Raw genomic sequence first — 17,426 nt, 5'->3', positions numbered from 1 at the left:
CTTTCCCATCATTGCCGGCCCCATCACTGGCGGCCCCATCACTGCCGGCTCTCTCGCCGCCGGTGGCGGCGCCGGCGAACGAGCCGCCGACGGGCTTGATCGTGGACCTCGTCCGGGAGTTCTTCCGCGACGAGCCTTCCGCGCCGAGCGCCGCATCGCCGGCAAGCCGCGCACCCCTGCGCCTCGATCGCTACGAACCGTCGGCCTCGCCGGCGGTTCACAGCCCGCCATCGGCCAGCGCCCCGGTCCAGGCCGGGCAGGCCAGACGCGCGCCGCCTTCGAACTTCGAGGCGCCGTCGCTGGGTTTTTTGACGGGCGGTAGTCCACGCGAGACGGAAGGGGCGGCGCTCGACGCCGCTCCTTCGTCGGGTGTCTCGCCGATCAACCTGCATCATGGCCGGCATGATTCCTCGCAGGACTACTACTACCTGCGCGGACCCAAGGCGGCGGGCGTTCCCGCCGCGACGACGCGCTCGGACATCGCGAGCGTCGCGCCGACACCCGCTTTCGCGCCGCTGCCGGCTTCCCCGGCGAGCGTCGCTAGTCAGGCGGACCCTCGTCCGCTGACGGGCGGCGCGCCGATCCCGGCAGGCTTCGACGTCCATGCCGTTAGGCGCGACTTCCCGGCCCTGCATCAGTCGGTCAACGGCAAGCCGCTGGTCTGGCTGGACAATGCGGCGACGACGCACAAGCCGCAAAGCGTGATCGATGCGACGTCGGAGTTCTACTCCCGGCACAATTCGAACATTCATCGGGCGGCCCACACGCTGGCCGCGCGCTCCACGGATCTTTTCGAGGGAGCGCGCGACAAGCTGCGCGACTTCATCGGCGCGGCCTCCTCCAAGGAGATCGTGTTCCTGCGCGGCACGACCGAGGCGATCAACCTCGTCGCCAACAGCTATGGCGGCGCCAATATCGGGCCGGGCGACGAGATCGTCATCACGCATATCGAGCACCACGCCAATATCGTGCCCTGGCAGCTGCTCGCCCAGCGCACGGGCGCGGTCCTCAAGGTCGCCCCGGTCGACGAGCGCGGCGAGCTTCGGCTCGACCGTTTCGCCGCCCTTCTCGGCCCCCGCACCAAGTTCGTGTCCGTCACCCATGTGGCGAACGCGCTCGGCACGGTCGTCCCGGTCGAGTGGATCATCCAGATCGCGCATGCGCACGGCGTGCCGGTTCTCGTCGATGCGGCTCAGTCCTCGCCGCACATTCCGATCGACGTACAGGCGCTCGATGCCGACTTCCTCGTCCTGTCCGGCCACAAGATCTTCGGCCCGACCGGCATCGGCATCCTCTACGGCAAGGAGCGCCATCTCGACGCCATGCCGCCATGGCAGGGCGGCGGGCACATGATCCGGGACGTCACGTTCGAGAAGACGATCTACCAGGGTCTGCCCGAAAAGTTCGAGGCGGGCACGCCGGACATCGCCGGGGCCGTCGGCCTCGGCGCTGCGGTGGACTATCTCGGGCGCATCGGCCTTCCCGCCATCGCGGCCTACGAGCATGCCCTGCTCGACTACGCGACGGAGCGGCTGGGCGAGGTGAAGGGGCTGAAGCTCATCGGGACGGCGCCGGTGAAGGCGAGCGTGCTCTCCTTCGTCGTCGACGGTTTCGAGCCCGAGCAGGTCTCGCGCCATCTCGACCGGCACGGGATCGCGACGCGCTCGGGCCATCACTGCGCCCAGCCGGCTTTGCGCCACTTCGGCGTGGAACAGACGGTGCGCGCCTCGCTCGCCTTCTACAACACGAAGGAGGACGTGGACACGCTGATCCACGGACTCGAGCGTCTCCCGAGACACTGAAAGCATCGGACTTCGCTAAGAAAGAGCCCCGCCGTCCGAGACGGCGGGGCTCTTTGCGTCGCGACGATCCCCTACGGACAGTGAAATGCCCCGCGTCCCAAGGGACGCGGGGCAGGAGTCGAAGACCGAGATATGCGTTTTCTCGCAGGGACGGAGTCGCCGGTCAGCCGTCCGGTGCGCCGCTGCGGGTCTGCGCCTGGCTGATCTGGCTGCCCGGCGGAACGCTGCGCGTCAGCCACACGCTCCCGCCGATGCTGGAGCCCTTGCCGACGGTGATGCGGCCGAGCACCGTCGCGCCGGCATAGATGACGACATCGTCCTCGATGATCGGGTGCCGCGGGTGGCCCTTGACCAGAACGCCCGTCTCGTCGGCCGGGAAGCTGCGCGCGCCGAGCGTGACCGCTTGGTAGAGCCGCACGCGGGCGCCGACGATCGCGGTTTCCCCGATCACGACGCCCGTTCCATGGTCGATGAAGAAGCTCGGGCCGATCTCAGCACCGGGATGAATGTCGATGCCGGTCTTCGACCGTGCGATGTCCGAGATCATCCGGGCGAGGAAGGTCGCGCCCAGCCGCAGAAGCGCATGCGCGAGCCGGTGGTGGATGATGGCGGTGATGCCGGGATAGACGAGCAGGATTTCCGAATAGCCGGTTCCGGCGGGATCGCCGGCATAGGCGGCGCGCAGATCGCTGACGAGAAGGCCGCGAATGTCCGGCAGCTGCGCCGCGAAGAGGCGCGTGATCTCGCCGGACTGCCGCAGCAGATCGTCGTCCTCGATATCCTCGGCACTGGAAAAGGGCAGGGTGCGCCGGACCTGTTCGCGCAGGGTGGTGAGGCCGCGATCGAGCGTCTCGCCGACATAGGCGTCGATGCTGGCGGGCGTCAGGCCGGGCGGCCCGTAATGGGCGGGAAAGAGGGCCGCGGAGAAATCGGTCAGGGCCTCGTCGATCGCCCGGCGCAGCGGCGGCGGGCGAAGCCGCCCGAGATGGCGCACATTATGGGTGACGTCGCGCGAGAGCCGGAGTTCGTCGACGATATCCTTCAGGTCCCACGCCGCCGGAACAGGCGACAGGATGGGCTCGGCGATGTTCCCGGCCGGTTCATCGGCGTCGTGTCGCTGCTGTTCGAGATGGACCATGTCATCCTGCCGTTCGAGGCGTCGGTCGAAGAATGCTGCATGTCGGCTCAGCTGATGAGCCGTGCCGGCGATCGTTGAATCGAGCGATCCCTCGAAAGGTTGCGATCGGTGCCGCCGCTTGCCGCGAGGCGATCCCGGCGGGCTCCGTCCGCATCGCCTGTCAGGCCCTGCTCGTCTCCGCCGCTCGTGTGATGTCCCGGTGCGACGCTCGGACCATCATCTTTATCGATCTATAAGACCGGTAGATATATAGCCGCATTCTTTTCCGCCGGGCTTTTTAGAATGGTTTTGCGTTTCACCTCCGGCACCCCGCCGTGCGACGCGGCATCCCGTGTGGACGGTTGCAAGCCAGATCGATCGGATCGACCGGATTTTGCGGTGCGGAAGTCGGTCGACATCGATTCGAACCGTTTCATTTGCGCTCGTGTTGGCGATACGATCCGCTTCGACCGGGCCCGCGAGGGCTGGTGGAGGGCAGGCTCATATTCTGTCCCAGCGGCAGTTCGAGCGAAGTAACTATCTACAGACTGTTCGCAAGACAGGCATTCGGCTGTTTGGTAGCTTCCGCTGAATTCGGAGAATCGGTGTTGGGGTCGGGGCAATCATGAAAATTCTCATCACAGGCAATATGGGATATGTCGGTCCTGCGGTCGTGGATCGACTGCGGAAGGCCTATCCGGCCGCGACGATCATCGGTTACGACTCTGCGTTCTTTGCGCATTGCCTGACGGCGGCCGATCATGTTCCCGAGCGTCCGCTGGACGAGCAGCTCTTCGGCGACGTGCGCAGCCTGCCGGTCGAGCTTCTGCAAGGGTGCGACGCCGTCGTCCATCTGGCCGCGGTGTCGAACGATCCGATGGGCAGCCGGTTCGAGCAGGTGACCCACGACATCAACGAGGATGCCTCGGTCACGATCGCCCGGGCGGCGGCGGCGGCCGGCGTCAAGAACTTCGTCTTCGCCTCCAGCTGCAGCGTCTACGGCGTCGCCGGCGGCGAGGCCCGCGTCGAGAGCGACCCGCTGAACCCCATGACGGCCTATGCCAAATCCAAGGTCGGCACTGAGAAGGCGCTGGCCGAGGTCGGCGGCTCGATGGTGACGACCTGCCTGCGCTTCGCCACCGCCTGCGGCATGTCCCCGCGCCTTCGCCTCGACCTCGTCCTCAACGACTTCGTGGCCTGCGCGCTGAGCTCGGGCGAGATCACCGTTCTCAGCGACGGCACGCCCTGGCGTCCGCTGATCGACACCAACGACATGGCGCTCGCCATCTCCTGGGCCGTTGGGCGGAAGGCCGATAACGGCGGCACCTATCTCGTGGTCAATGCCGGCACCGACAAGGCCAATTATCAGGTGCGGGATCTGGCCGAGGCCGTGGTCCGGCACGTGCCGGGCACGCGCGTTTCCATCAATCACAGCGCCGCCGTCGACAGCCGGTCCTACAAGGTGGACTTCAGCCGCTATGCGGAACTGGCCCCGGATCACCAGCCGCGCCTGTCGCTCGACGATTCCATCGCGCGGCTCGTCACCGGGCTGAAGTCCATGGGCTTTGCCGACGCGCAGTTCCGGCAGTCGGGCATGATGCGCCTGAAGGTTCTCGAGGGGCACATCGCCGCCGGCCGGCTGACCCAGTCGCTCAAGTGGCAGGGAGCGGAGGCATGAAGGTCGCGTTGCTGGCGGGCGGCTTCGGCACGAGGCTGAGCGAGGAAACCTCCGTTCGGCCCAAACCCATGGTGGAGGTCGGCGGCCGCCCCATCATCTGGCACATCATGAAGTTCTACGCCCATTACGGCTTGCGGGATTTCGTCGTGCTCGGCGGATACAAGGTCGAGTACATCCGCGACTACTTCCTGAACTACCGCGCCAACGAATCCGACTTCACGATCGACCTGAAGTCGGGCGGCGTCGAATGGGCCAGCATGGTCAACGAGGACTGGCGCGTCACGGTCGTCGATACCGGCATCAACAGCATGACGGGCGGCCGCCTGCGCCGCGCCCGGCATCTGCTCGGCGACGAGACCTTCTGCCTGACCTATGGCGACGGCGTGAGCAATGTCGACATCCCCGCCCTGATCGAGACCCACCGCGCGGCCAAGGCCTGGTGCACCCTCACGGCCGTGTCCCAGCCCGGCCGCTACGGCGCGCTGCGTCTCAGCGAGGACAACAATCTCGTCCAGGGCTTTCGCGAGAAGGGCGCGTCGGACGGCGGCCTGATCAACGGCGGCTTCTTCGTCTGCGAGCCCGAGATGATCGACCTCATCGACGATGATCAGACCGTTCTCGAAGCCGAGCCGATGGATCGGCTGATCGAGCGCGGCAAGCTGGCCAGCTATGCCCATACCGGCTTCTGGCAGAGCATGGATTCGCTGCGCGACCGCCATGTCTTGGAAGAGCTCTGGGCCAAGGGCGCTCCGTGGAAAGTCTGGGGCTGAGAAGACCATGATCCTCGTCGACACCGCTCTCGCCCGGCGCGAGGCCGAAGGCAAACCCATCCGCGTGGCGCTGGTCGGCGCCGGTTTCCAGGGCAAGGGCATCGTGCGCCAGATCGTGCGGTCCACAAAGGGCATGCGCGTGGTCGGCGTCGCCAACCGCCATGCCGGGCCCGCGCAGCGCGCCTTCACCGAACTCGGGATCGAGCCGGTGACCGTGGAAGGGCGCGTCGCCATCGAGGCCGCCATCGCGTCGGGCCGGCCCGTCGCCACGGAAGACGCCGTTTCGCTGGTCCAGGCCGATGGCGTGGACGTGGTGGTCGAGGTGACCGGCTCGATCGAATACGCGGCGCAGATCATCCTGGCCGCGATCGAGGCCGGCAAGCACGTCGTTCAGATGAATGCCGAAGTGGACGGCACGGTCGGCCCGATCCTGAAGGCCAAGGCGGACGCGGCGAACGTCATCTACACCTTCGCCGACGGCGACCAGCCGGGCGTGCAGATGAACCTCTACCGCTTCGTCGCCGGCCTCGGCGTGAAGCCCGTTCTCTGCGGCAACATCAAAGGCCTGCACGATCCCTATCGCAACCCGACCACCCAGCGGGCCTTCGCGGAGAAGTGGGGCCAGAAGCCGGCCATGGTCGCCTCCTTCGCCGACGGCACCAAGATTTCCTACGAGCAGGCGATCGTCGCGAACGGCACCGGCTTCGGCGTGGCGCGCCGGGGCATGCTCGGACCGGACGTGTCGGGCGGCGATCCGACCGCGCCGCTGGTTCCGTTGGAGTCGACGGTCTCGGCTTTCACCGAAGCGCTCGACAAAAGCAGCATCGGGCTCGTCGACTACGTGGTCGGCGCGCGGCCCGGACCCGGCGTCTTCGTGCTCGGCACGCATGACGATCCCGCCCAGCAGCACTTCCTGAACCTCTACAAGCTCGGCACCGGCCCCTACTACTGCTTCTCGACGCCCTACCACCTCTGCCATTTCGAGGTTCCGACCTCGATCGCGCGCGCGGCCCTGTTCGGCGACGCGGTCCTGGCGCCTGCGGGAGCGCCGAAGGTCGGCGTGATCTCCGTCGCCAAGAAGGATCTGGCGCCCGGCGAGATCATCCAGGAGTTCGGCGGATACGAGGCCTATGGCGTGGCCGAGAACAGCGACGCCGTCGATCGGGAGGACCTCCTGCCGCTCGGCCTCGCGCTGGGCGCGTCGCTGAAGCACGCGGTCGCCAAGGATCAGCCGATCCGATTTTCCGATGTCGATCTGCCGGACGGGCGGATCGTCGATCGTTTGTATGCCGAGCAGCGCCAGCTTTTCTCGGCACAGGGCAAGACGGGACAGGCCGCATGATCTTCCACGAGACGGACCTGAAGGATGCGCGGCTGATCGACATCGAGCCGCGGGGCGACGAACGCGGCTGGTTCGGCCGCACCTTCTGCGCCGACGAGTTCGGCAAGCAAGGCCTCGAGACCATCTTCGTCCAGCAGAACGCTTCGGTTTCCGCCGAAAAGGGAACCGTGCGCGGCATGCATTTCCAGCGGCCGCCGCATGGCGAAGTGAAGCTCCTGCGCTGTCTGCGGGGGGCAATCCTCGACGTCATCATCGACCTGCGCCGGAGCTCGCCGACCTTCCTGCGCCATCAAGGCTTCGAGCTCTCCGCCGAGAACCGGCGCCTCCTCTATGTGCCGAAGGGCTTCGCCCACGGCTTCCAGACGCTGACAGACGACGTCGAGGTCAGCTACCTCGTCTCCTCGCCCTATACGCCGGCCAGCGAGGGCGGCGTGCGGTTCGACGATCCGCTCTTCGGCATAGAATGGCCTCTGCCGGTGAGCGTGATCTCCGAAAAGGATGCCAAGTGGGCCCTCGTGACGCCCGAGACCTATCCCGACCTGTGATCTGATCGGGGCATTGGCGGCCGGGCGATCTGCCCGGCCCTCGATGGCCGGTTGTCGATGGCAAGGTCGACCCGCTCGAGGCAAGCAGCACGCGACGACGAGCCCGGTCGTTTCGACACGGGCACCTCAGGCGATGGCGATCGACACGATCTGAAGTTCGACACCGTCCCGTTTGAAGGCCGACCCGCCCGACCTATCTAGGCCGTTCCGACGGCCGGCGAGAGCGTGACATGCACGCTAGGCCCGCGTGATCGGACTCAGGCTTCGCCTGAATTCTCATCGAGCCGATGTCCGGCTGCGCGGATTGGTCGCAAACCCGCGGAAAGCCGGACTGGCTGAGCCGTACAAGGGCGCTTGACCCCGCGCCGGTGCATTGCGAGCCCTGGAATTCCGTCCCGGTCGAACGTTTCGGGTTCCCGTTAGCGGCGCCGCAGAGCCGCGACTTATTCCCACTCCGAGCCGCAGGCGCATCATGTTTCGTTAAGCATGCGCCCCTACCGTCGCGGCGGGCCGGAGGAGAAGGGACATCTCATGTACCGTTGTCGTGGTGCCGCTTAGTTTGCGCGGGCCTTTCCGTGGAGTCGTCATCAGCCTTTGGGCGGCAGCCGTGTTTTGGCTGCTGATCGTCTTGCTGGTGATCTACATCTGAAACGACGGGGATCGGGGGCGGTGAGTTTTCGCCAACCCGATCCCCTACCGGAACGTCGCCAGAGCGCGCTCTCCCAGAGACCGAAGCGAATGCGACGCGGACGGTGAAACAGCCCGCCGATCGACGCCCTGCGACCTCCGACTTCGAGCGTCAGGCATGTGCCTGGACGATCTCGGGCGAACGTAGATGCCTGTTGCACCCGACTTCCCGGTGTCGGGACGATCCGCCCTCTGCGCAGCGAGCTGTCGCCCGAGGGTAGGGGAAAGCGGCGGCGATGGGGGGGCGGCCAGCCGCCCGCCACGAGGTGCCTCGATAGAGATCACCTATGCCGAACCATGACCCGAAAAGCTGGCGTTTCGCCATCTCGTCCAACACACGACGCGAAAAACGCCCACAATCGCAAGGATGCCGGGCGTTTCAACCGCGCGATGAGCCGTTCGAGGCTTGAAACCAGAGCGTCGATCTTCCGATCAGCAACTGCCCTTGGTCGAGCAGACGACCGGGATCGTCCTCGCCATGATCACCAGATCGTGACCGAAATGCCAGTTCTCGACATACTGGCAATCGAGCTCGACGCGCTTCTCGTAGGAGAGATCGCTGCGCCCGCTGATCTGCCACAGGCCGGTGAGGCCCGGACGGACGCGGAAATAGAGGTGCTTGTTGAGTCCGTAGTGAACAAGTTCGTCGGCCATGACGGGACGAGGGCCGACCAAGCTCATTTCGCCGCGCAGCACATTGAGCAACTGCGGGATCTCATCAAGGCTAAACTTGCGAAGAATGCGTCCGATTGCCGTTACGCGAGGATCATGTCGCAGCTTCCGCATCGTATTCCATTCGGCTGCCGCCTCTGGATTGTTGAGGAAGTAATCCGCCAGAACCTTGTCACCGTTCGAAACCATCGTCCGGAATTTCAAGCAACCGAATGACTTGCCGTCGCGACCGATACGGCGATGCGAGTAAAAAACCGGACCGGGATCGGTCAGTTTTACCAGCAGGGCGATCATGATGTAGATCGGGCTTATGAAAATGATGATACCGGCTGCTGCGACGATATCGAAAATTCTCTTAAAAGTATCGCCGTTGCGCGTGATGGACTTGAGAGGTGCATCGCTCAATTCCGCTGCTTGCGAATTAGGTGACGCGTCCATTGCGCTGATCCCTATAGGTTAATCTTAGGTTACTGATGCTCTATACGGTTACACGATGCAAGACGCTTCGGGCATCGTTTTGGATTTTTTTCATTTCAAAGCATAACAATGACGATCGCGGCAAAGTGAACGATGCTCCGATTTCATGAATGTCTCAAAATGGGAAAACATATCGAGCAGGCGATACCACAATGGTGCAGCAAGTTCCGCCAGTTCTCTTGAAGACGTTCGCCGGTAAACTCGGCAGTTATTTCGATTTGCCAGCTTTAAAACATGCATAGGCCGATATCCGGCATTGGTATTGCTGTATTATTATTTAGTAGGTCAGCCTGCCTATTCTTATGCATGCCATTTCCAATTTAAGATATTTTGCACTGCGGCAAAAGAGGCTCTCGGTAACTATTGGCGATGATATTCGTTCAATCGGCCCGACCGAGTGCGAACGCGCTCCGACCGGTTTCGTCGCGTGGGGAAGAGAGTTTTCCAGTCGCTTGAAGGGTTTATTTGTTTTGCCGACCGCTGAAGCTGGCACAGCTCGGCGCGGGCGCGTCGGGGACCGTCTCATGCCGGGAACGTGTTCGCGGGATGCAAGCGACCGGGGCAATGGCCCCGATTCGAATCATTCTAGGTTGTCACATCGCGCGGAGGGCGCGATGGGCGCGGTCTGTCAGGGCGCATGGAGCGGACCCCCGTCGCGGATGTTCCGACAGGATCTTGCGTCTTGACCCGCACTCGGTCGAAGCCGAACCTGCCGTCAGCAATCCGAAGCGGGCGTGGCTCGGGGCATGGGTTTGATGCGGATGAAGAGGGGAGAACTGGAGAGGGGGAACGAGAGCTGCGGAGCATCGCGCACCGTCCGGACCGCCGAGGTGCCGACCAGCGGGTCGTAGAGCGCCATGTCCGAGGCGGGCTCGCCCAGCCGTAGCGTGACGTCGGCGCTCGGAACGGGCAGTTCGATATTGCCGGCCCTGTCCCAGATGTCCTCCGGCTCGTTCCAGACGGCGATCAGCCACTCGCCCGCGCTCGTGCGAAAGGCCTTGTGCTGCGCCGTCTCCGGCAGTCCGTCCAGTGCGTAGCGAAGCGAGGCGGCGGTGGCGGCCTGCGACCCGGCTGCATCCCGCACAATGGCGATCATCGACTTCAGCGCCGTAAAGGCCGGCTTCGGCGCCCAGCTCTGGTCCACCAGGCCGAAATAGGCCTGTTGGTCGTTCGGGTCGGTATATTGATTGGCGAGCTGATAATAGAAGGTCTTGGGGAGGCCGCGGGCGAAGGCGCTGAGGAACATGGTCGTCGCCATCTTCGCCTGCAGCGCTTCCGAGACGCCTTCGTCGTAATCCTCGCCGAGATGCGTGTGATAGCCGGCCTCCGTCATCCAGATCGTCTTGGCCGGCGGATTGAGCGTCTGCTCGTCCAGGATGGCGGCGACGATCCTGGAACTCATGAAGCCGCCATCGCGCGAATAGGCGTGCACATTGCCGATATCGCTGTGGTTGATGAAGACCGGCCAGGACGTCAGAGCGAGGACCGGAATGCTGCGCAGCACCTCGCTGGCATGGACCCCTTCGTAGAGCTCCTTCTGAAACGCCTGAGCCGCCGGGATGCCGGTGAGGCCGCGATGGGCGATCGGCCAGTTGTTGACCTCGTTCGGCCCTTCGATCGCGAGGATCGAGCCGGGATAGCGCTTCTCCCAGGCTTCCAGCCCGGCCAGTTGCTCGCCGATATCCCCGCCGGGGATGAAGTAGAGGAAGCGGATGCCCTGCTGGGCCGCGTATTCGAGGCCTTCATGGCCGAGGCCCACGAAGGCTTCCCGAACCTGCGTGATGCCGAGGTCTTTGAGCACCGCGACGGTCTTCCGCGCGTCGCTATACTGCCAGCCCTGCTGCATGTGCGTGTTCATGCCGAAGGACGAAAGCAGCGCATCGGCAGGCGCCGCCGCTTCGCAGGCGAGATCCGCCTGCGCCGCCGCCGGTAGGACGGCGCCGAGGACCAGAAGGGATGCGAGGCAGGCGGAACGGAGCTTCATCGCAAATCCTTGACAGGCAGGGGCGAAGCCGGGTCGCGCTTGGCCTCGATGGCATCTGGTCGCGACCGGGCCGTCTGCAAGGCCGAGGATGGTTGGCGGCCGGAGCATTTCGCCCGCCGCGGTATCCTCGAAGGTTTTCCTCGTTGCGGCAGCCGGACGGGCCGTTGCGACGATCTTGCGTCTTCAGGACGAAGCGCTCCATTGCAGAGACGGCGCCAGGGGCTGCGGGACGGCGACGGGCGCGGTCTCGGCGGGGTCCGACTGCGGCAGGGACCGCTGCGCCATGGCCGCGGAGCCGGCGGCGAGGCCGGCCGTGGCGCTGAACAAGAGGCCGAGATCCACCACTGTCCCGGAGATCACCGAGGCGGCCGCCTGCGTCAGAGCCGCGAAGAGCGCCGCCATGCCGATCGAGCGCTCCATGCGCGTGCCTCTGCCCTGGAAGAGAACCGTCCGCACGAGGCTGAAGCTGAAGCAGCCGAAGAGCAGCGTTCCGACGATGCCGACATTGGAGAGAAGCGCCGTCAGGAAGCTCGACGTGCGCACGCTCCCGAGGCCCGCGCCGAAGCCGTACGTGTCCAGGAAGGAGATCAGCGCCGCCTTGTTCCAGGCCATCCGCTCGATGCCGGAATCGGTGGCCAGCTTGTTGGCGAGCGTCGTCTCCACGAGCGTCGTCACCGTTTCCCAGACCGAGGGGATCAGCATGAGGCCGAGCGTCAGCGGCGGAACGACGAGGAGGCCGAAGACGAGAAAGGAGACGTGGTTGAACGTCGCCTTCTGTTTGACGATGCAGACGATGCAGAAGGCGAAGGTGCAGAAGATCGGGACGAGCATCGCCACATAGGCCGTCGTCGCCGTGCTGAAGATCACAGTGACGCCGAGCGCCAGGGTGATGAGGCCAAGCCCGGGAAAGCGAAACCGCTCGATCTTCATGATGATGACGAAGGCGAAGAGCGAGACCGCGCAGGCGCCGTAGGAACTGGCCTCCGGGAAAGCGCCGACGATCCGCTTCAATCCGCCGATCTCGGCCTCGATCATGATCGAGTAATTCGCGTTTCGCAGGAATTCCATCAGATACTGCGTGTCGGTCGCGAAGGTCGCGACGTCGAAAAGCGCCAGCAAGAGGCAGGTCAGCGCTGCGCCGCAGAGCGCTTTTGCCAGGAAGTTCACGCGCCCGAGCGAGGCGTAGCCCGACACCAGAGCGTAGCAGCAGAGGCTTCCCATCAGATAGACGGTTTGCGTGATGTTGGTGGTCGCAGGCTGCAGCGGGCCGGTCACGATCGACGCGGCGCCGGCGGCGTTGCGGGCCGCCGAATAGACCAGCGTCTCGCCGACGAAGATCCGGGGCAGGAAGTAGCTGGTGAAGACGCCGTAGAGAACGAAGCCCGCGAACCAGAAGCCGGGGCCCGGATATTTCAGGCTGACCAGGGCGGCCTGGAACACGCGCGGCTTCAGAAGCGCTGCGGCCGTGATGAAGAGGACGAGGAGGTGGCTCGGCTGGATGCTGGAATTGCCGACCGCCGTCAGATTGATCGCCGCTGCCGATCCGACGGCGAGCGTGCAGAACATCACGGTGAGTCCGAAGCCGATTCCGTAGATCAGCGTCAGGATGCCGACGACGATCGTTGCGATGCCAATCGGCTCAAGGATCATGGGATCAAACTGCCATTTGAAAGCGCCGGGAGCATCCGCATTTTCCTGAGGCACCGCGTCCGCGAGACGCGTGAAGCGTAAATCGAAGGCGCGTCGGATCGGCCGACGCGGAGCACCGCAGCCCTTCTCCGCCGGCGATCGTCGCCTCCGTCGCGGCGATGTCGACCGGATCGAGCGAACCGGCGGCCCGACGAAAACTCGCGCCCGTCGGGCCCCGACAGGCCTCAGGAGGCCGGCTTGCGCTGAGCGTCGAAGGACAGGATTCGCTCCGGCGAGCAGCGTCTCAGAAGGATGTCGCCGATCGCCCGGAGATTGCCCTTGAGACGGCCCCACCGGTCGATCGTCGCGTCGCGCCGAAGCACGCCGGCGGCGTTCGCCAGAAGATGCCGGGCGATCTGCAGCGTGACGCGCGAACCGGACATCGTCCGCTTGCCCAGCATGTACCAGGGGTTGGCGATCTGCGAATAGCCCAGCCTCAGGCCGGGCTGTCGGCCCGACTTCACGCCGAGATGGACGCCGACCATGTCGGTGCAGCGGACCGAACGACCGTAGGCCGCGATGCGTCGGCTGAAGTCCAGGTCTTCCAGCCAGCCGTAGAGCGGCAGCCTCTCGTCGAAGCGAAGCCCGTGCTCGCGCACGAGATCCATCCTGACGACCATGTTGCAGCCATAGGCATTGTAGGTGTCGGCAACGGAATGAGCCTGGGCTGGCGTTCGCGCCAGCGTCTCCCGCGCCTCGCCGAAGCTCACGCCCGCCCCGTGAATGCCGTCGAGAACGACGTTGCCGGTCGCGATGGCGACATCCGGCCGCCGGTCGAACAGCGTGAGCGTCCGCTCGACGAAGTCGGCGGCGGGAAAGAAGTCGTCGTCGAAGAAGATGATGAGATCGGCCGTCTCGGCCGCGTCGAGTAGGGCATTGCGCTGAACGCAGAGGCCGCGCTGGCCGACGACGACCCTAAGATGGGCGAGCTCGGGAAGATGAAGCGCGTCTTCCGCCGTCGGGGTGCAGACCAGAATCTCATCCGCAGGCGGATGGAGCGTCGTCGCGATATGCCGGACCGTCTCCGCGAGGATCGCGGGCCGTCCGGCCGAAGCGATGCCGATCACCACCCGCTTGCGGATGGCGCTGCCGGCAAGGTCGGGCGTGATCCTGGAGTGGGCTGTCATACCGGACTCGATGACGAAGGCGCATTCGAGAAGTTGACGACGCCACCGAGGACATCGCCGCCGGCATCGCGCAACCGCCGGACGGTTTCGAGGATCTTGTCGACCGAGGTCTGTCGGTAACGGGCGACGACGACGAGGCCATCGAGGCTCGACGCGATGGAGCGGGCATCCGCCGAGATGGAGGAAGCCGGAAGGTCGACGAAGATCGCGTCGAACTTGTCCTTCAGGTCCTTGAGGCTGAGATCGGTGCGCTGCGAGCTGATGCGGGAGGCGGGCGTCGCGACCGAGCCGGTTCCGATCGGCAGGAAGGCGAGGGTCGGCGTCAGCCGGACCATGGCGGCGTCGAAGAGCCGGGCATTCTCCAAGACGTTGGAAATGCCGAACTTCGCGTCCGGGGCGAGAAACTGGCTGAGCGTCGCATCCGTGGAGGCATCGATGAGGAGCACGCGAATGCCCATGTCGGACCACTCGCGCGCGAGCCCGAAGACGGTCGTGGAGGCGCCGACATTCGGCTCGGTGCCGACGACGCCGATCACCGGGGAATGCTTGAGACGCCGGATCACGGAGAGGCTCGCGCCGAGTTCGGAAATGTCGCGGGCGAGATTCAGGCCCGAGGAGGAGCCCTGCTGCTCCTTCGCGAAGAGCGAGATCGGCGTCTTGCGGCCGCCCATGCGCGACTTCAGGGAGGTAAGCGGGGCGACGAAGGGAAGCCCGGCCTCGATCGCCAGACGCTCCGGCCGCATGACGCGCCGATCCGTCGCGTGCCGCGCCAGGGCCAGCATCAGGCCGACGAGAAGGCCGACCATCAGCGAGAAGGCCAGGATGAGTCCGCGGCGCGGGTGGGCCTTCGTCAACGGCAGGCCCGCCTTCGAGACGACCGTGGCGTCGGATACCGGGTAGGTGATCTGCTGCTTGGCCTCGGTGTAGCGCGTCAGCGTGTTCTCGTAGAGCGTCTTGCGCGCGTCGGCGACGCTCTGAAGCTCGATCAGCTTGAACTGGTCGCGCGGATCGCCCTCCGAGCGGAACTGCGACAGGGCGTTGGCGGAGGTGACGAGCTCGCGCTGCTGTTCGGTGACGAGACGCCCCAGCCACTCGCTGTAGGTTCTGGCACCCGACGACTTCATCGCGATGTTCCGCGCGATGTACTCGGTCGCGATCGCGTTCGCGATATCGACCGCCGAACGGGGATCGACCGAGGAGGCCGCGATCTCGATGACGGCGGACTGGCCGACCTGTCGCATCGTGACCTGACCGCGCAGCGATTCGATCAGCTGGTTGATGCGCACCTCTTCTTCCGAGGGGGTGACGGTCGGCTGCTCCGCGACCGGATCGGAGGAGGAGGCGATGACGCCGCGCAGGCGGGCGAAGACCGACGGGGTCGCTTGCTCGAAATCGGGGCCGGACGCGATCTCGGGCCGCGACACGACGGCGGCCAGAACGTCGTTCGAATTGGCGATTTCCAGCTGGCCCTCGATGAAGCTCGCCTGAACTTCGAGCGCCTGCGCGTCGGTGCCGGATGTCTGCCGGGCGAGAAGCAGGAGAGAGGAGGTGGAATAGGTCGGGACGGCCAGCACGACGTAGAAGAAGGCCAGACCGAAGAAGACGCCGATGGTCGAAAGGATCGTCACCCAGCGCATGCGCAGGAACAGGAGCACGCTCTGCATCGACACCGGAGAGGCATCGGGCGCACCGGCCGATGGCGGAAGCGCGATTGCGGGGGACCTGTAGACCATCTGATTCGTCATTTCGAGCCTTTGAGACTGACCGTCCGTCCGAGGGCCGGTCGAACTGCTGTAAGCCCCCCCAGCTATCAGACAGTCATCTTCACACTGCATCACGATCGGCGAGATTGCAAGTAATCCAACGCAACTGCAGACTGCGTTCCGCAGCTTCTGCCACTATGTCCGCGGACCCGGCCGGCCCGCGATAGAAAGATCATCAGGCAACGACGAGGCGGCTGCGGCGCTCTATGGCGCAATAGAGGCTGAATTGCAGTCGTCCCGTCGCGTTCCGCGTCGATCGGGCGCCGCGGCACATGACGCCGACAGATAAAGTCTCATTCTCTTAAAATACAACTTGTGTCTATTCGCCGTCGCCTGCGGAAGGTGCAGACGCCGAGAACCCGATTTGCGACGGAGACCGGCCGATCGACTTGCCATGCCGCACTGCGGAAAGTTCGTCAGCCGGCTCCGGCTCGGGGCTGCCTGTGATCGTACGGATCGAGAGCGAAACGGACCGGGCCAAGCGGGGACCGACTTCGTATTTCGCTCCCGCAGCGAGGCGCGGAGGCTAGGGGAGGGCGCCGTTCTCGCGCGGCGCCTGCCTGCGTTTCGTCGGCGACCGTCCCTCGAAGACCTCGTTGCGACGACGAGCTTCGGCCAAAGAGCGACGCCCGTCAGTCGCTGGTCGAGCGGATCACCTCTTGAGCGGCTTGGAACGCCTGCTTCTGCGGGCCGACCGTCCACTGGCCGTCGGGTGCTTTGACGACGCCGACGAGGCCCATGAAAGCCTCGAAGTTCGGCGCCCAGTAGGGCTCGTCGAAGAGTTCGTAGATGAAGGCCGCCTCGATCTTGTAGGTGTCGCGGAAGCCGTGCAGGCCTTCCATCATCATCTTCAGGCCCTTGGCCTGACCCTCTTCCCCATCCTTCTGGCTTCCGAAGCTATGGTTGAACTCGGTGACCCAGATCGGCTTGCCGTAGCTGGCGAGGATCTTGAACGCCCACTCGTCCTTGTATTCGTACATATGCCAGACCGAGATATCCCACTCGATCTTGTCGCGGGCGAGCCGCTCGAAGAAGCCGGTATGTCCCCAGCCCGCCGTGCCGATCGCGCGGCGCGACGTCGGGCTGACCGCCTTCATGCCCTCCGAGAGACCGCGCAGAACGGCGGCGGATTTGAGATAGCGCGGCGTGAAGTACTCGTCCGCGCCGACCCCGCCCGCCGGGCCCCATTCGCAGGGGTACTGCGTTCCGTCGTCGCGCATCTCGCAGGGCTGGAGAATGGCGAAGACCTCGACCTCGTTGCCGAGCTCCCAGACCTTGATGCCGGGAAAGGTGCGACCGTAATATTCCGCAAAGGCCCGGCTCTTGGAATAGAGGGCCTCTTCGCTGTCCGTCGCCAGATCGACCGGCGGCGTGAGGAGGGGGAGAATTTCGATCCCGCGCATATCCGCCGCGGCGATGAGCGACTTCAGCCGATCGCTGTGGTCGAGGCTGGATATGTTCACGCGGTAGGATTTCGCCCCGAGCGCCTGCAGCTGCGAGATCTGGTCCTCCTCGGTGAGGCCGGGATAGGCCGTGAACGGATGCCCGTTGACGCCCCAGAGAAACTCCGCCCGGCCGACCGAGGGAAACGCGCCGAAGAGGAGGAGCGCGAGGAGGAGAACCTGCTTACGAAACATGAAGTGCCTTCGTCATCGCCCGGACCGGACCGAGCAAGCGAAGCGCGGTCGCCAGCACCCCGTCCGCGACCCGGCAGGGTGATATACGCACCGCACCATTTCCGGTCTCGCGATGCAAGACAAGCGGGAGACACCC

General features: G+C 65.1%; 12 protein-coding genes. 5 read left to right on the top strand and 7 right to left on the bottom strand.

All coding sequences use genetic code 11. The features are described 5' to 3' along the window. Positions 1–95: 95 nt before the first annotated feature. Positions 96–1,802 carry a cysteine desulfurase gene (locus ASG62_RS14815; RefSeq protein WP_244487504.1) on the top strand — a complete coding sequence of 569 codons (1,707 nt, stop codon included), beginning with the start codon at positions 96–98 and terminating at the stop codon, positions 1,800–1,802. A gap of 163 nt (positions 1,803–1,965) precedes the next feature. Here ASG62_RS14815 and epsC read toward each other — a convergent pair whose 3' ends face one another. Then, complete coding sequence (gene epsC / locus ASG62_RS14810; protein ID WP_082537046.1) at positions 1,966–2,940, bottom strand: serine O-acetyltransferase EpsC; 975 nt, start codon at positions 2,938–2,940, stop codon at positions 1,966–1,968. A gap of 604 nt (positions 2,941–3,544) precedes the next feature. On the opposite strand from epsC, the gene ASG62_RS14805 reads away from it, so the two are divergent. From ASG62_RS14805 to rfbC, 4 genes are read left to right on the top strand one after another with little or no spacing between them, the layout of a single operon-like run. Then, on the top strand, positions 3,545–4,597 hold the full coding sequence (locus ASG62_RS14805; RefSeq protein WP_056691811.1) for an NAD-dependent epimerase/dehydratase family protein: 1,053 nt from the start codon (positions 3,545–3,547) through the stop codon (positions 4,595–4,597). After that, positions 4,594–5,367: a glucose-1-phosphate cytidylyltransferase gene (rfbF, locus tag ASG62_RS14800; RefSeq protein ID WP_056691808.1), complete on the top strand. Its 774-nt coding sequence runs from the start codon at positions 4,594–4,596 to the stop codon at positions 5,365–5,367. Before ASG62_RS14805 ends, rfbF begins: the two co-directional genes overlap by 4 nt. Positions 5,368–5,374: 7 nt before the next feature. Further along, entirely contained in the window at positions 5,375–6,709 is a 1,335-nt protein-coding gene (locus ASG62_RS14795; RefSeq protein ID WP_056691805.1) for an NAD(P)H-dependent oxidoreductase, read from the top strand. Next, complete coding sequence (gene rfbC / locus ASG62_RS14790; RefSeq protein WP_056691803.1) at positions 6,706–7,254, top strand: dTDP-4-dehydrorhamnose 3,5-epimerase; 549 nt, start codon at positions 6,706–6,708, stop codon at positions 7,252–7,254. Before ASG62_RS14795 ends, rfbC begins: the two co-directional genes overlap by 4 nt. A gap of 1,119 nt (positions 7,255–8,373) precedes the next feature. Here rfbC and ASG62_RS14785 read toward each other — a convergent pair. The 6 genes from ASG62_RS14785 to ASG62_RS14760 all read right to left on the bottom strand — a co-directional run bounded on the left by ASG62_RS14785 (position 8,374) and on the right by ASG62_RS14760 (position 17,290). After that, positions 8,374–9,051, bottom strand: a complete 678-nt coding sequence (locus ASG62_RS14785; protein WP_056691799.1) for a sugar transferase — start codon at positions 9,049–9,051, stop codon at positions 8,374–8,376. 754 nt (positions 9,052–9,805) lie between these two features. Beyond that, positions 9,806–11,074: a hypothetical protein gene (locus tag ASG62_RS14780; protein ID WP_056691796.1), complete on the bottom strand. Its 1,269-nt coding sequence runs from the start codon at positions 11,072–11,074 to the stop codon at positions 9,806–9,808. A gap of 183 nt (positions 11,075–11,257) precedes the next feature. Beyond that, complete coding sequence (locus ASG62_RS14775; protein WP_056691793.1) at positions 11,258–12,724, bottom strand: hypothetical protein; 1,467 nt, start codon at positions 12,722–12,724, stop codon at positions 11,258–11,260. 224 nt (positions 12,725–12,948) lie between these two features. Continuing rightward, complete coding sequence (locus ASG62_RS14770) at positions 12,949–13,890, bottom strand: glycosyltransferase family 2 protein (protein WP_056691790.1); 942 nt, start codon at positions 13,888–13,890, stop codon at positions 12,949–12,951. Continuing rightward, positions 13,887–15,623 (bottom strand): GumC family protein, encoded by a 1,737-nt coding sequence (locus tag ASG62_RS14765; RefSeq protein ID WP_056691787.1) that lies wholly within the window; start codon positions 15,621–15,623, stop codon positions 13,887–13,889. Before ASG62_RS14765 ends, ASG62_RS14770 begins: the two co-directional genes overlap by 4 nt. 662 nt (positions 15,624–16,285) lie before the next feature. After that, positions 16,286–17,290: a glycosyl hydrolase gene (locus tag ASG62_RS14760; protein ID WP_056691779.1), complete on the bottom strand. Its 1,005-nt coding sequence runs from the start codon at positions 17,288–17,290 to the stop codon at positions 16,286–16,288. Positions 17,291–17,426 lie beyond the last annotated feature (136 nt).

The sequence above is a fragment of the Aureimonas sp. Leaf427 genome (genome assembly GCF_001425485.1).
Taxonomy (GTDB): Bacteria; Pseudomonadota; Alphaproteobacteria; order Rhizobiales; family Rhizobiaceae; genus Plantimonas.
This window is presented reverse-complemented; position numbering and strand designations above follow the sequence as displayed.

Coding starts and splice junctions, on each gene's coding strand:
- epsC (WP_082537046.1), bottom strand. CDS start 2,940: ATGGTCCATCTCGAACAGCAGCGACACGACGCCGATGAACCGGCCGGG.
- ASG62_RS14805 (WP_056691811.1), top strand. CDS start 3,545: ATGAAAATTCTCATCACAGGCAATATGGGATATGTCGGTCCTGCGGTC.
- rfbF (WP_056691808.1), top strand. CDS start 4,594: ATGAAGGTCGCGTTGCTGGCGGGCGGCTTCGGCACGAGGCTGAGCGAG.
- ASG62_RS14795 (WP_056691805.1), top strand. CDS start 5,375: ATGATCCTCGTCGACACCGCTCTCGCCCGGCGCGAGGCCGAAGGCAAA.
- rfbC (WP_056691803.1), top strand. CDS start 6,706: ATGATCTTCCACGAGACGGACCTGAAGGATGCGCGGCTGATCGACATC.
- ASG62_RS14785 (WP_056691799.1), bottom strand. CDS start 9,051: ATGGACGCGTCACCTAATTCGCAAGCAGCGGAATTGAGCGATGCACCT.
- ASG62_RS14780 (WP_056691796.1), bottom strand. CDS start 11,074: ATGAAGCTCCGTTCCGCCTGCCTCGCATCCCTTCTGGTCCTCGGCGCC.
- ASG62_RS14775 (WP_056691793.1), bottom strand. CDS start 12,724: ATGATCCTTGAGCCGATTGGCATCGCAACGATCGTCGTCGGCATCCTG.
- ASG62_RS14770 (WP_056691790.1), bottom strand. CDS start 13,890: ATGACAGCCCACTCCAGGATCACGCCCGACCTTGCCGGCAGCGCCATC.
- ASG62_RS14765 (WP_056691787.1), bottom strand. CDS start 15,623: ATGGTCTACAGGTCCCCCGCAATCGCGCTTCCGCCATCGGCCGGTGCG.
- ASG62_RS14760 (WP_056691779.1), bottom strand. CDS start 17,290: ATGTTTCGTAAGCAGGTTCTCCTCCTCGCGCTCCTCCTCTTCGGCGCG.